This is a genomic window from Desulfofustis glycolicus DSM 9705 (genome assembly GCF_900130015.1).
Taxonomy (GTDB): Bacteria; Desulfobacterota; Desulfobulbia; order Desulfobulbales; family Desulfocapsaceae; genus Desulfofustis; species Desulfofustis glycolicus.
This window is the reverse complement of the sequence record NZ_FQXS01000004.1, coordinates 42,808-55,912: the sequence shown is the minus strand read 5'-3', so window position 1 is coordinate 55,912 and position 13,105 is coordinate 42,808. Positions and strand designations below refer to the sequence as shown.

Genomic DNA, 13,105 nt, shown 5'->3' with positions numbered 1-13,105 from the left:
CCATCCGCGGCCACGATGCCGATTTTCAGGCTTCGTTGTGACGCCCCGTCATGGGGTCAATCAGTAGTTGTCTGATAGCCGATCGCACCACTGAAATCAGCTTCATCCGTTTCGGCCCCGGAAAACGAAGCACCGCTGAGATCGGCACCTGAAAAGTCGGCCTTGTAGAGATCGGCCTTGTCGAGCCGTGCCTTGGTCAGCGTGGCGTTGCGAAACGAAACATTTTTCAGGTTGGCACCTTTAAGGCTCGCTCCACTCAGATCTGCCCCCGTCAAATCAGCACTCTCCAAATCAGCTTCGCTCAGATTTTTCCCGCTGAGATCAGCCCCGGCCAAAGTGCATCGATAGCAGGACCCGGTGTTCAGCAGTCTGGCCAGGGCTGCGGCCAAGTCTTCATCCGGATCGGCCGGAGCCACTCCTCCGCGCTCTGCCTGCACCTGATCGGTACTCGCCGGCAAATCGTCCGGCCGGTTATTTTCGGCCTCGACCGGGCCATCGTCTGTCGACTGTTGCCCGCCGACTGCTGCCGGCTGCTCAGTAGCGCCGGCAACAGTCGGCGCGTTTTCCGGAATCGCGGGTCGGGTACTGGTTGTCGGGGAGGCATCGGCATCGATTTTCACCGGGGACGGAGGGGCGATTCGCTTCTCCGGCAGCGCTTGCAGCGCTCCCGATCCGGGCCGTTGCCGCTCCATCGGATCGACCTGTTGCTCGACAAGGCCGGCTTTTTCCTCGGTAGCTCCGTCAACGGAACGCACGTCCTGTTCGTCGGCAACCGGTTCGGCTGTATCCAACTCTGCCTCGGCCAGCCCGGGTTCGTCATCCATTTTCGTGCCGACGGTATAGGCCCCGGCAAAAACGGCACCCTGCAGATCGGCGCCCCGCAAATCGGCATTGGCCAGATCGGCCCCGCCGAACTGAGCTCCCTGCAAATTGGCACCACGCAAATCGGCGTCAGCGAGGTTGACCAGGTAGAGTGAGGCACCGCTGAGATCGGCATCACGCAGATCAGCGCCGGTCAGATCGAGCCGGTTGAGATCGGCCCCCCGCAGCTCACAGCCGGCGCAACTATTTGTTTTGATAAGGGTATCGATGTTGTTTCGAACCTGTTCATCCTCCTCGCCGGCGATACCGAGACCGGGCTGGCAGAGGATTCCGACTACGCCGCTGAGCAGCACCGTCACCAACGTTTTGTGAGCTGTGATTTTCATAACAAATCCTTTCAGAAGATGGTCCTGGAGCATCATGTTTCTGTCGTTTCCGGTGCCCGCCGCCGATTCCGGAGCATGGCGACATCGACCGTAACATCCCTCTCCCAGCCAATGCGTTCCGCTCGATGGCCCCTGTCGTCAGCGACGCGTAGCTTTTTGTGCTTTCCAGCGCCAGGGCGGCACCGGCCGCTGCTGTCGCCACAGTCCAATCTTGCGCGAACAGGCCTGCTGCTGCTGAGCACGCCAGCGATCACAGATTGGTATCCGGCAGTACCGTGGGTGCACCCAGGCTTGTCCGGTTCTCACCTGTTCCTCGTTAACGGACCCAACTCCGGCGCTGATCAGGGCAACGGTTCGGCCGTAGACATCGTGATCAATGACTTCCATCAGAAGTGCTCTACCGGCGACCAACGCCGCAAGGTGTTGTCTGGCAGCCTTCGACCCTGGTTGATCAAACTCCGGCGCATCGATGCCGAACAATCTGACTTCGATATCCTGATTGTCTTTCTTAACCATTATCGAGTCACCGTCAATAACCGAGCCAGCGCGAACCGTAATTTTCCGGCCTATCTCCAGTTTTTCGGCACGAGCCGGCTGCAGCACGGTCAGGCTCACCATCAGAAGTGCGCAGATAAACGACACGCTGCCGAACCGGCAGTGAAACCCGGTTGTGTCCATCCCGATACCGTTCGTTTGTGTCATTTTTCTGAACCTTCATCGGATCGATACGTTCCAGTAACAGACATCGCTTTCCCAATTGTTGCCTTTTCTTGAGAAATGCCGGACATGATCTTGTTATCGAATATTCGACTGTGATATAGTAAAGCCAGTTTGCATGGTGTCCGTTTTTTGACAGACGGATCGAAGCTGGGACACTATAGCAGATTTTTCGGGGCAGCGGCCGACGTGTCAATCACTTACGTTCCCTTACTTTATAACGGATGATGCAGCAGACCAAATTATCAGAATCTGAAGAGGATACCAGACACTTTCTGGTCAGCCTACCCATTTTTGACAGTTTCCATGTCGATGAACTCACCGTCCTTGCCCGGCACATGAGTTTCATTCACTTGCAGCGTGGTGAATTTTTGTTCGTTGAAGGTGATCGCGGCACCTTTATGGGCTTTGTCGTCAGCGGTGTCCTCGAGGTCCTGAAAAAATCGGAGACCGGCGAAAACATGGTAATAGCCCGATTAACCAAGGGAAGTTCGATCGGCGAAATGGCCTTGATTGACAAATCGACGCGTTCGGCCACGGTCATGGCCAAACAGCCGACTACCATGGTAACGCTCACGGAAAAGGGCTTCGATCTGCTGACCCAGAAATCGCCGGCACTGGGCGTCAAGATTATGCAGAAAATCGCCCGCCTGCTCAGCTTGAACATGAGACGCACCTCCAGCAAGCTGGCAGATCTGATGCAAAGCAAACGATGAGTGATCGTACCGGTTATTCATGACTCGTCAACTGTCCACCCGTATTCTTGTCGCTGTTCACGTCCAGGATCAATGCTCCGTGATCCTCCAGTCCATGCAGGAGATCCTGCCAACCAGCGAGGTGATCTGCGTCAATGAAGATCGCGTCCTGCCCGAATTGGGGGCGCAGGTCCACCAGGCCCTGATCATCTCCGACAGCAACGGCATCGCTGCCTCGTTTGCGGCCCAGTTGCGTAAAATCGCCTCGTATCATCCCGATCTGCTGATCATACCGGTGCTGGCTGCCGACAGCCAAACACATCTGCAAACGGCAATCGAACTCGATGTTTTTTTCTACCTGACCACACCACTCGATCCGGTCGAGGTGGATCTGGCAATGAAACGGTTACAGGCCAAACTTGCCCATAGCCCGGCGACCGCAGTCCGGAGGGCGGCCGCCGCCAATCGTAGAATCCCCGGTTTTATCGGCGGCGGCCCCGCGATGAGTATGCTGTTTGAACTGATCCACCGGGTCGCCCAGGACGACTACGCCACCGTACTGATTCGCGGTGAATCGGGAACCGGAAAAGAACTGGTGGCCAAGGCCATTCATGCCAAAAGCAAACGGCGAGTCCATAATTTCGTGCCGGTCAATTGTGCCGCCATCCCGGACGATCTGCTGGAAAGCGAGTTGTTCGGCCACCTGAAAGGTTCGTTTACCGGGGCCGGCCAGAACAAGACCGGACGCATCCAATATGCCGACCAGGGCACCCTCTTCCTCGATGAAATCGGTGATATGAAACCCGCCCTGCAGGCCAAACTCCTGAGGGTTCTCCAGGAAAAGGAGTTTGAACCGGTCGGCTCGCTCAAAGCGATTCCGGTGGATACCAGAATCGTCGCCGCAACCCATTGCGACCTCGAAACGTTGGTCAGGAAAGGTGATTTCCGGGAAGATCTCTACTATCGCCTCAGCGTCGTACCGATCCAGGTACCGCCTCTGCGAGAACGCTGTGAAGATATCCCCCTTTTGCTCGAACGTTTCATCGAGGCCTTTACTGTCGAGCGCGGCCGGGAAAAAATCGCGTTTTCGCCGGAAGCCGTATCGCTGTTGATGCAATACGACTGGCGCGGCAATGTCCGCGAACTGGAAAACCTCGTGCAACACATGTCGATTCTTTATAGCGGCAGAAGAATCCGGCCCCAGGACCTACCCGACAAATTCCTTCGCTCGGCCTCTGAAGTGGTACCTGAAACAGACGGCAGCCTATGGCCCAATAACGGCCTGGAGAATGAAATACTCCAGGAACGAGCCGATCTCTTTGCCGCCTTCGCCATGCCCGAAAAGGATCAGTCAATCGATCTCGCCAGCGGCCCGGTTGATTTCAACGACCTGATCAATGAGTTCGAGAGCGAACTGATCTTGACGGCCATGAAATTCACCGCCGGCAACAAAAAGGAAGCGGCCCGCCTCCTGTGTTTGAAACGGACCACCCTGCTGGAAAAGATCAAAAAAAAGGGGCTGGAAGGAACGTGGCTGTAAGGATCGTCGCGACGATCCTGATCACGCAGCCAGGCTGATTATATTGTTGTTTATTTTTTCTTCGATGTCCGAATCTTCGGCAGGCGTCAACAAGATATCGGTCACCCCGTATTTGACGGCGCGCAGCACCTTGCTGCGGGTCCATTCCGGACCGGCGGCGATGATCGGCAACGAACAGTTGGAGCTGATCTTGATGGCCATGCCGAACGCCTGTTCATCGACACGCTTCATAACCAGAAACACTGCCTTATAGCTTCCCGGCAGGTGTTTTTTCAGATTGTCTTTGAAACTGAGACGCTTCCACCTCAACTCCCGTGCGTCCAGCACGTTCTGGATCATTATCGCGTCTTGCTCGCAATCACTGACGAGCAACACCTCGCCACTGACCGATTCACCCGACGATGCGGCCGCCTGCCGGCTTGACCGGTAGTCATCGGAAGCTTCAACGGCTGGCTCACCGCCCGGGGCCCCCGCAGCATCCTCTTGATCGTCGGACGGCTGTCCGAGCAGTTCCAGTTCAAGGAGCCGTGCCGGGAAAAGCATCTGCAGTCGGCCGTATTGCGTTCCGCCGATAGAAATAGACATACTGCTCAGGTAATAAAGCAGGTTCGGAACCGGCTCATCGGCGTCCACGTCGACCTTCATCGGGATCACCTGATCGATGTCCTTTTTGATGAAACGCAGCGATTTCGTGTAGTGTTCTTCAAAAACTGCGGTATAGACGCCGGCGATGATATTGGCGATTTCGCCGTAGGCATCCTGGCTGTCGGCGCCGAAATCCTCTTCCGCGACAGCGGTCTCAAGCTCACTCGGCGGCAGCATGATCAGGGTGCCACCGATCCTGATTGCATCCTTGAGGCTGACGAACAAAAAGCTCTTGTCCTCCTGATCGCCGACCACGTCGAGTTCGGCAATAACCTGTTTACCGCTCGTTTCTTCCAAGAAAAACGCTTCTTTGGTAACCGGTCTGTTGTCCGCTTCGCCGCAACTGACAGTAACCCCGAGCAGTGCGCCGACCTCATCGCCGACCCGCTCCCGGCAGGACTGCAGCAGTGAATCGACCTTCTTGCGCTGTTTCTCCAGACCGGCAAGCGCGGCTTGCCGGTCGCTACCGCCGCTTGATGGTCCGGCCGCTGAAGCTGACCCTTGTTCCTGGGCGGCGGGTTGCACGCCGGGATCCGTGTCGGCAAGAGAAGCCGCCTCGGCCTCGTCGGTAGCCGCTTCATTTTCTTCTGTCGCCTCCTCGCCCGTCTCCGCCGCTGTTACGTCGTCGGTAGTTGCGTTCTTGACCAAGTCGAAGGCGGCAGCCGGCACCAACATATACATGGTACCCATTGGCCGTTCCTCGAGGTCCATATCCATGGCAATCTGATAATACTGCTGGTCGGGAATCGGCTCGGCCGATGATGCGTCGACTTTCAACGGTGAGACGACCGTTTGTTCTTTCCTGACAAAACGGGTCGCCTTGGGATACATTTCTTCGAAGGTCTTGGTATAGGATCCGGCAATAATATTGGCAATTTCACCGTAGGAATCCTCGGTTTCTCCGTCATAGCGCTCATCGGCCACGACATCTTCGAGTTCGCTCGGAGGCAGCATGATCAACGTGCCGCCCAGCCTGATGGCGGCCTTTACCGAAACGATCAGAGCCCCTTCCCCGCTCACCTCGCCGGTCAGGTCCATGCAGGCGACGACCAACTTGCCCGCCGGTTGGCTGAAAAAATCTTCTTTGGTGACGACAGCGCCGGGCTGCAGCGTCAGCGTCAAGCGTTCTCCGATCAGCGAGCTGACTTCTTCCTCAATCCTGCCGCGAACCGCTTCTATGATTTTTTCAAAGCGTTGCAATGCTTTCATTTCCGTGCCGTCAATAGATAGTCGTCGTCATTTTCAAGGTTCCCTCCAGACTATGTATCGACCTGTCGAGATAAAACATTTATCGCCCGGTCCCTGTTTTTCTCTGCGTTGTTCATATCGGGCAGACTGCTGTACCGGCGCCGTCCGAAATTCACGCTTCGAGGTATTTCAATTCAATCCAGAGTTTCCCGGCTGACGCGGAGAATTCAAGGACCACCCGCTTGGCGCCTCTCAGTCCACTGATGTGTAAACAATCTCCTACCACCGAATTGGGAATGGCCAAGTCGATGTCGATACCATTTTCACCGCACGCTGATTTCAGGGCGCCGGCAATCATATTGGCAATTTCGCCGAAGGCATCTTTGACATCATCGTCGAGGTGTGCAATCTCCATTCCCAATAATGAACCGGTTACTATTTTGGCCATATCCGCGGTAGCTGAAACACCAATCATCCCTTTGATCGTTCCGCCGAAACCGATCATACCGGTCACCCGGGCATCGGTCAGCGTGCTGTCTGAATGTTCCGTAACACGCTGAAGAACGATCGGCAGCATGACCATTGTTTCGAAGATCTCCACGGTTCCTTCTTGCAGCACTGTCACGTAGTCCATATTGATCCGTTCGACAAAAAAAGGGCGCCGGCTATGGACCGGACACCCTTTTCGCCATTCCCCGTAAGTGTTATCGTTCCAGCTGCAGTTCCACGGAAAACGTACCGGTATCGGTGGCGAACGCCAGAGCCGTCACCTCGACATCCTTGGCCGTCTGGAAATCATAGTTGGTTCCGGAAATCGTGGTGGGCAGAGACAATTCAATATCCCTGCCATTCTCCGAGAGGATGGTCTTGACGTTTCCACCGAGCATATTGGCCAGCTCACCAACCGCGTCCTCGACATCTTCGTTGATTTCCTCAACCTCCATGCCGAGAAAACTACCGGTTATCGCCAGGGCCACCGGAGCGGGGATATGTATGGCAAGCACCCCTTTGCGTGTTCCGGCCAGTCCGATAATTCCCGATATCCCGTCTCTAATCGCCTGCCGGGCGGTCGGGTCCTGATCGACAACCGTGACATCCATCATCACCATGGTCGAAAATATTTCTTTCGTCGATTCGACAATCTTGTCTTTAATATCCACGCCATCCTCCGAAGGTGGTTATAACAGCGGACCGAGGATCTCGTTCACCTTGTCCGGAGTAAACGGCTTTTTGATGGCGCCGACCGCTCCCAATGATTTCGCCTCACCGATAATATCGTCACCGGTTTCGGTAGATATCATCAACACCGGTATGTCTTTGATATCATCCCGCATCGACTTTTCCCGAAGAAAGGATATACCGTCCATATTGGGCATGTTGATATCACTGAGAACAATATCTACTCGTTCTTTCTCGAGAATCGCCAAGGCCTCCAACCCGTCTCCCGCCTCAAAAATATTGTCGAAAGAAATACCTGCCTGGCGGAGCGATCTGCCGATGATCTTGCGCATCGTGCTTGAGTCATCTACCAGCAAAACATTTTTCCCCATTCGAGCCTCCTGTTCGAGCGATTCATCGACCCGTGCGTCGATCGCGTCACTGTTATTTTCCCGCCGTCGACCGGTCATCGACCGATGGTCTGCGAGTTCCCTGTTGCACGTTGAAATTTTAGCAGTAATGAGAGAGAAAAATCAAATCTCATCTGTGATCGGTGCCGAAAAACCGCCCCGCACCTTGTGGCAGCACAATGGAATGCATTTTGCATAATTTCCCCGCAGAGATAGTGGAGACTCCATGAAACGATTCGTTGTTCTGATAATCATTACCGTTCTATTGTCTTCGACCACTGCGATCACTGCCGGCGGTGCTTCGATATTGGAGCGAATCAGCAAGTCCGAGAGCCGTGAGCAGGTGCAAGTCTTCCTTGGCTTTGACCGGCTGCCGCGCCATGACGAGAAACGCTCGGATCGGCGCTTTGACATCATCTTGCACGACACCGTTCCTGCTGACAAGCTGACCGTCTTTGAGCAGGATGAAACCATAGTCAAAATTCTGACGAGCGTGCATGAAGAGGCGACCGTGGTCAGTTTTTTCTTCCGCTACCCCCCGCAAAAAGCAACTGTCTCGACCGATAATGATCGGACATTGGTCCTCGAGATTCTGCCCGGCAACAGATTCAGCAAGACCTACGACGAAGTCAGCAGACAATTGTCCGGCATCACCCTGCTCGATAGAGAAGGTCCCGATTACACCAATCCACTGCTGTCATCGCCGTATGCCCATGACTGGCGCAGTTTTTTTTACACCTACGAAACAGAGCCGACGCTGACGGCTCCGGTCAGTTTCACCATTCCCGATTTTCCGTTGGTTGCCGCCATCCTTCCTGGTGAAACAGACTATCGGGAACTGCTTGACGGCCAACTCCTCGAACGTGTCGACCGCCAGTCCTGGGCAGAGATGGCACCGTTGCTCGAACAACGGCTGCAAGCAACGCAAGACCTGCAAACCGGCAAATATCTGGCCCTGCTGTACGGTGATGTTCTGCTCAGGATGAATCATTTCGAGGGGGCATACAAGCAACTGTATCTGCTCAGACAGAGCTACCCGGAAGAGCAGGTCGGGGTGCTTGCCGCCTACCTGCTGGCGATCCTGCTGGCGGTCAACGACGACCCGTACACCGCCGATTCCGAGTTGCGCGCCCTGGCACAGAAGTTTCCGCCACGCCACCCGCTCACCCCGCACTATCTGATCTCACTTGCGGAAACCAGCCTCGCCACCAGACAATTCGAACAATTGCGCCGTGTCCTTGAGCGAACCGATGTTGCCTATCCGCCACCGTTGCTGGCCGTACGTGCGCTCCGGCAAGCGGATCTGCTCTATGCCACCGACCGCTCGGTGCAGGCCTTTGTCAGTTACCGCCTGCTTCCGGACCCCGTTGCGCTCCGTCAGAGGCCCTTTTCCCTCAATGCGTTCTGCGCAACGCTCTATGAGCAGAAGAACTGGCAGGAAGCAACCTCCTGTTATCAGGATCTGACGCAGATATTGACCGAACGTCAATCCCTGGGCATGGCCTCCTTCCGCACCGCCATGGCCGGTCTGCATCGTGGCGACGCTAGCACCGAGATCGCCATCCAGCTGGGCCGCATCGAAGATACCTTTCCCAACACCGAAGCTGCTTTCAGGGCGGCGGTGAAGCACACCGATCTCCGCTATCTTGACGATTCCGCCTGGCATCCGACGGCGCAGACATACTATCACGCCCTTGCTGAAGAATCGCCGTATCGAGCCGTCTCCGGAGAGGCCTATTTCAAAGAAGCGTTGCTCTATCATCTGCACAACGACGACGCTACGGCGATCGTTAAGCTGATGACGCTGACCAGAAATATACGCAGCGGCTCCATCGTTCCTCACGCCGAGGCCCTGTTGATCCAGATTCTGCCCGGCGAGATCAGACGTTTGATCGAGGCCGGCAGCTATCTCGAGGCCGTGGTTCTGTCCCGACAGAACCGCCGCTTTTTCGACAACAACTGGTTCGATACCGCCCTGCTGACCGACCTGGCCTTGGCCCACGAACGGCTCGGGTCCTATCGGGAAGCCCTCGATCTCTATCTCTATCTGGCAAGCCAGGCAACGAGCAGCGAGCGGGAACAATTCTATCTGCCGCTTGCTCGCAGCGCCTATGCCAGAGGTGATTTTTCCCTGGTGGAAGACTTTGCCGATCAATACAATTTCAATTTTCCGGACGGCCGCTATGCGCACGATATCCTGCTGCTGAAAATCAAATCGCTCTACATGACCGACCAGTTCGACCGAGCACTCAAGCTACTGCCCGAACCGCTGCCCGACCGCCTGGATTTCAAGGAACTGGCAGCCACCCTGCACTTTCACGCGCAACAATTCGAGACTTCCGCCAATCTTCTGGAAGAACTGGCCCGGTCCGCTGACGAGCCGACCGATGAGACCGTCTTCATGCATGCCGAAAGCCTGTTTCAACTCGGGCGCAACGACGAAGCCACCGAATTATTCCGGCGCTGTCGGGATCAGGCAACCTGCCGAGGGCAGAGCCTCTATCGCCTGTCGCAACTCGCCGAGCGGCGCGGCGATACCAGGGAAGCCCTAAATCTCTTGCAGGAACTGGCCGAAACAACAGATGACTCTTTGTGGCGGCAGCTGGCCCAAAAAGAGCTACAAACACGCCCACTCTTCAGTCCATAAGGGGAGCTTGAAAATTTTTCAATGTTCCCATAAACGGGAGACACCATGGATCCGCTCACCCTCTCAGACTCGACAATGGCCCTGCTCACCAAATCTCTCGATCTCCGCTCGACCAATCAGCAGGTGATCGCCGCCAACATCGCCAATGCCGAGACCCCGGGCTACGCACCGGCGCGATTCGAATTTGAACAGGCCCTGCAGGAGGCTGTCAAAAAATCGACCATCGCCCTGGAGACGACGCAACCCGGTCACATTTCTCCGCAAGCGCCGTCCGTTGCCGACGTCCACGGCAGGGTGGTTCGGGAGCCGGATAGTACCGGTATCGGGGACCAAAACGGTGTCAGTGTTGACGACGAGATGATCGCCCTGTCGAAGAATCAGTTGATGTACGAAACAGCGGCACAATTATTGAAAAAGAAAATGACGATGCTGAAATACGCGGTATCGGGCGGACAATAATCCCTGGAGGGATCATCATGGATATCTTTACAACCTTTGCGATCAGTAGTTCGGCACTGAAGGCACAGAAAATCAGGCTCGATACGGTCAGCTCAAACCTGGCCAATGCCGAAACCACGTCGACACCGGAAGGCGGTCCGTATAAAAAGAAATCGGTCTACTTCCAGAGCACGCCGACCAGCTTTGACAAGCATTTCGACAGCGCTCTGCGGGGCAGCGCCCAGAGCGTCGCCGTGACGAAAATCATAGAGGACCCCGATCCGCCGCGAAAAGTCTATAACCCGTCACATCCCGATGCGGCTGAAGACGGCTACGTCGACATGCCAAATGTCGACGTACTCAAGGAAATGGTAGATATGATGTCGGCAACCCGGTCCTACCAGGCTAATGTAACCACCATCCAATCGGCCAAAAGAATGGCGCAGAAAGCGCTGGAGATAGGGAGGTAACCGAAGATGACGATCACACCGCTGCCCCCTGCCGGCGCGAACACCGCCCTGCCGATCAATCGCATCGACGGGGAGGCGATCACTGCCTCCCGGAATGATTTTACCTCCTTTCTCGAAAACAGCATCGATCAGGTGAATCAAGCCATGAGCCGCGGCGATCGCTCGATCGAAATGCTGCACAGCGGCCAGGCGCAGAGCCTGCATGAGGTGATGATTGCCGTCGAGGAGGCGGATATTTCGCTGCGTATGTTCGTGCAGATCCGCAACAAGGCCCTGCAGGCCTACGAAGAGATCATGCGCATGCAGATCTGATGGGGCCCGCCGGCTGCATAGAGAGATTACTCAGGTGAAACAAGAACCATGGCAACCGAACAACCCACCACCGATGTAACCACCGCGGGCGACACACTGCCGGCAAAACCGGAACGCAAACGGCTGATAGATCTGATCAGGGCCTGGCCGCTGCGTCGGAAAATCGCGCTCGGCTCGCTGGCGGTCATCGGCGTATCAGTATTGCTTCTACTGATCCTGCAGGCGCGCGTCAGCGACTACCAGCTGCTCTATGCAAACCTCGCCGAAGCGGACGCCGGCAGCGTAGTTACCTGGTTGAAAAACCAGAAGATTCCCTATCAATTGAAAAACAACGGCAGGGATATCTGGATCGGCGCCGACAAAATTTACGAAACGAGACTCGACCTGGCCGCCAACGGTCTACCGAGCGGCGGCGATGTCGGCTTCGAGGTCTTTGACAAACAGAGTTTCGCCCTCACCGACTACGTGCAGAAAGTCAATTATACCAGGGCGCTGCAGGGTGAGCTGGCACGAACCATCACCTCGCTGGCACCGGTCGAAGCGACCCGCGTTCACCTGGCCATCCCGGAAAAACGGCTGTTCAAGAACCAGCAGCAGCAACCGAGCGCCTCGGTCATCGTAACCCTTCTCCCCGGCAAACAACTCGATCCGAGCCAAGTGCAGGGCATCGTCCATCTCGTTTCCGGATCGGTCACCGGGCTGGAACCGGAATTGGTCAAGGTGATCGACGCCAACGGCCGGGTCCTCGACCTTGACGAGAAACCGGACCAGGATGACATCCTCAGCGCCGATATGCTCGCCTTTCAACAGGAGGTCGAACACCGGCTGCAAATGCGGGCGCAGGATCTGCTCGACACCGTCATGGGCATGAACAAGGCCATGGTCCGGGTCACCGCAACGCTTGATTTTGCCAAAGTGGAGCAGACCCAGGAGGTTTTTGACGCCGACGATCCGGTGGTTCGCAGCGAACAGATCAATACCGAAACGAGCGGTACCCAGACCACCGGCGGCATACCCGGCGTGCAATCGAATCTGCAAGGCCCCGGCACCATCGAAGGTGAAGGCACCACGCCGTTTCAGAAGTCGTCGCGAACCACCAATTACGAGATCAGCAAGACGATCAGTCGAATCGTCAATCCGGTCGGCACCATCCGCAATCTGTCCGTCTCAATCCTGGTAGCCGATCGCGAAATAACCGGGGAGGACGGCACAATCAGCTCCGAGCCGTTGGCCGAAGAGGAACTCGCTTCCATCGAGAATATGGTGGCCAGCGCGCTCGGCCTGATCCCGGAACGGGGCGATCGCATCAACGTCGTGTCCATGCCGTTTACCGAACCGACACCGGCCGAGATGGTGGCCGAACGATTGCCAGCCGGTCTGTTCTACCAGTTCTTGCCGGCCTTGAAAATCGGTCTGTTGGCCTTTGCCATTCTGCTTTGTTACCTGTTCCTGATCCGTCCTATCGTCAAGACCATGCGCGGCGACCTGGTGGAACATTACAAGACGGTCGAAGAGCTTGAACGCGAGCGGCTGGACATGATCAAATCACAGCATGAGGCGGAGATGGCCGAAAAGCCGGTGCCGGAGGAAGATTACATCATCGCCCTGCGCCGCGATGCCATGAGAAATCCGGCGCCCACCGCTTTCATCATCAAAAACTGGATTCAGGAAGTCTAG

13 protein-coding genes are annotated in these 13,105 nt (G+C 56.0%); 7 read left to right on the top strand and 6 right to left on the bottom strand.

Features of this window, described 5'->3' with window-relative positions; all coding sequences use genetic code 11:
- Window positions 1–56 precede the first annotated feature (56 nt).
- Together BUC26_RS04760 and BUC26_RS04755 are read right to left on the bottom strand one after the other, a co-directional pair.
- Window positions 57–1,208, bottom strand: coding sequence for a pentapeptide repeat-containing protein (locus BUC26_RS04760; RefSeq protein ID WP_161949799.1), 1,152 nt, complete (start codon window positions 1,206–1,208; stop codon window positions 57–59).
- Between the two features lie 138 nt (window positions 1,209–1,346).
- The gene (locus BUC26_RS04755; protein ID WP_084540452.1) at window positions 1,347–1,910 is read right to left on the bottom strand and encodes a thermonuclease family protein; all 564 of its coding nucleotides are present in this window, start codon (window positions 1,908–1,910) and stop codon (window positions 1,347–1,349) included.
- A gap of 239 nt (window positions 1,911–2,149) precedes the next feature.
- On the opposite strand from BUC26_RS04755, the gene BUC26_RS04750 reads away from it, so the two are divergent.
- Window positions 2,150–2,641 (top strand): cyclic nucleotide-binding domain-containing protein, encoded by a 492-nt coding sequence (locus BUC26_RS04750; protein ID WP_244155789.1) that lies wholly within the window; start codon window positions 2,150–2,152, stop codon window positions 2,639–2,641.
- A 19-nt stretch (window positions 2,642–2,660) separates the two neighbouring features.
- Entirely contained in the window at window positions 2,661–4,160 is a 1,500-nt protein-coding gene (locus BUC26_RS04745) for a sigma-54 interaction domain-containing protein (protein WP_244155788.1), read from the top strand.
- Window positions 4,161–4,181: 21 nt separating this feature from the next.
- Here BUC26_RS04745 and BUC26_RS04740 read toward each other — a convergent pair whose 3' ends face one another.
- From BUC26_RS04740 to BUC26_RS04725, 4 genes are all read right to left on the bottom strand, one after another.
- Entirely contained in the window at window positions 4,182–6,014 is a 1,833-nt protein-coding gene (locus BUC26_RS04740) for a hypothetical protein (RefSeq protein ID WP_073373770.1), read from the bottom strand.
- A 151-nt stretch (window positions 6,015–6,165) separates the two neighbouring features.
- Entirely contained in the window at window positions 6,166–6,594 is a 429-nt protein-coding gene (locus tag BUC26_RS04735; RefSeq protein ID WP_161949798.1) for a chemotaxis protein CheX, read from the bottom strand.
- A gap of 103 nt (window positions 6,595–6,697) precedes the next feature.
- Window positions 6,698–7,153, bottom strand: coding sequence for a chemotaxis protein CheX (locus tag BUC26_RS04730; RefSeq protein ID WP_073373766.1), 456 nt, complete (start codon window positions 7,151–7,153; stop codon window positions 6,698–6,700).
- Between the two features lie 18 nt (window positions 7,154–7,171).
- Complete coding sequence (locus tag BUC26_RS04725; protein WP_073374057.1) at window positions 7,172–7,543, bottom strand: response regulator; 372 nt, start codon at window positions 7,541–7,543, stop codon at window positions 7,172–7,174.
- A 244-nt stretch (window positions 7,544–7,787) separates the two neighbouring features.
- On the opposite strand from BUC26_RS04725, the gene BUC26_RS04720 reads away from it, so the two are divergent.
- The 5 genes from BUC26_RS04720 to fliF are packed head-to-tail and all read left to right on the top strand — an operon-like array spanning window position 7,788 to window position 13,105.
- Window positions 7,788–10,208: a tetratricopeptide repeat protein gene (locus BUC26_RS04720; protein ID WP_073373765.1), complete on the top strand. Its 2,421-nt coding sequence runs from the start codon at window positions 7,788–7,790 to the stop codon at window positions 10,206–10,208.
- Window positions 10,209–10,253: 45 nt separating this feature from the next.
- Window positions 10,254–10,667, top strand: a complete 414-nt coding sequence (flgB, locus tag BUC26_RS04715; RefSeq protein ID WP_073373763.1) for a flagellar basal body rod protein FlgB — start codon at window positions 10,254–10,256, stop codon at window positions 10,665–10,667.
- A gap of 17 nt (window positions 10,668–10,684) precedes the next feature.
- A complete protein-coding gene (flgC, locus tag BUC26_RS04710) occupies window positions 10,685–11,116 on the top strand; it encodes a flagellar basal body rod protein FlgC (protein ID WP_073373761.1) in 432 nt (143 codons plus the stop codon).
- A gap of 6 nt (window positions 11,117–11,122) precedes the next feature.
- Entirely contained in the window at window positions 11,123–11,428 is a 306-nt protein-coding gene (gene fliE / locus BUC26_RS04705; RefSeq protein WP_073373759.1) for a flagellar hook-basal body complex protein FliE, read from the top strand.
- 48 nt (window positions 11,429–11,476) lie between these two features.
- Entirely contained in the window at window positions 11,477–13,105 is a 1,629-nt protein-coding gene (gene fliF, locus BUC26_RS04700; RefSeq protein WP_073373757.1) for a flagellar basal-body MS-ring/collar protein FliF, read from the top strand.

What these genes read in the sequence shown, in the direction of transcription:
- BUC26_RS04760 (WP_161949799.1), bottom strand. Translation starts at nt 1,208, where the DNA reads ATGAAAATCACAGCTCACAAAACGTTGGTGACGGTGCTGCTCAGCGGC.
- BUC26_RS04755 (WP_084540452.1), bottom strand. Translation starts at nt 1,910, where the DNA reads ATGACACAAACGAACGGTATCGGGATGGACACAACCGGGTTTCACTGC.
- BUC26_RS04750 (WP_244155789.1), top strand. Translation starts at nt 2,150, where the DNA reads ATGATGCAGCAGACCAAATTATCAGAATCTGAAGAGGATACCAGACAC.
- BUC26_RS04745 (WP_244155788.1), top strand. Translation starts at nt 2,661, where the DNA reads ATGACTCGTCAACTGTCCACCCGTATTCTTGTCGCTGTTCACGTCCAG.
- BUC26_RS04740 (WP_073373770.1), bottom strand. Translation starts at nt 6,014, where the DNA reads ATGAAAGCATTGCAACGCTTTGAAAAAATCATAGAAGCGGTTCGCGGC.
- BUC26_RS04725 (WP_073374057.1), bottom strand. Translation starts at nt 7,543, where the DNA reads ATGGGGAAAAATGTTTTGCTGGTAGATGACTCAAGCACGATGCGCAAG.
- BUC26_RS04720 (WP_073373765.1), top strand. Translation starts at nt 7,788, where the DNA reads ATGAAACGATTCGTTGTTCTGATAATCATTACCGTTCTATTGTCTTCG.
- flgB (WP_073373763.1), top strand. Translation starts at nt 10,254, where the DNA reads ATGGATCCGCTCACCCTCTCAGACTCGACAATGGCCCTGCTCACCAAA.
- flgC (WP_073373761.1), top strand. Translation starts at nt 10,685, where the DNA reads ATGGATATCTTTACAACCTTTGCGATCAGTAGTTCGGCACTGAAGGCA.
- fliE (WP_073373759.1), top strand. Translation starts at nt 11,123, where the DNA reads ATGACGATCACACCGCTGCCCCCTGCCGGCGCGAACACCGCCCTGCCG.
- fliF (WP_073373757.1), top strand. Translation starts at nt 11,477, where the DNA reads ATGGCAACCGAACAACCCACCACCGATGTAACCACCGCGGGCGACACA.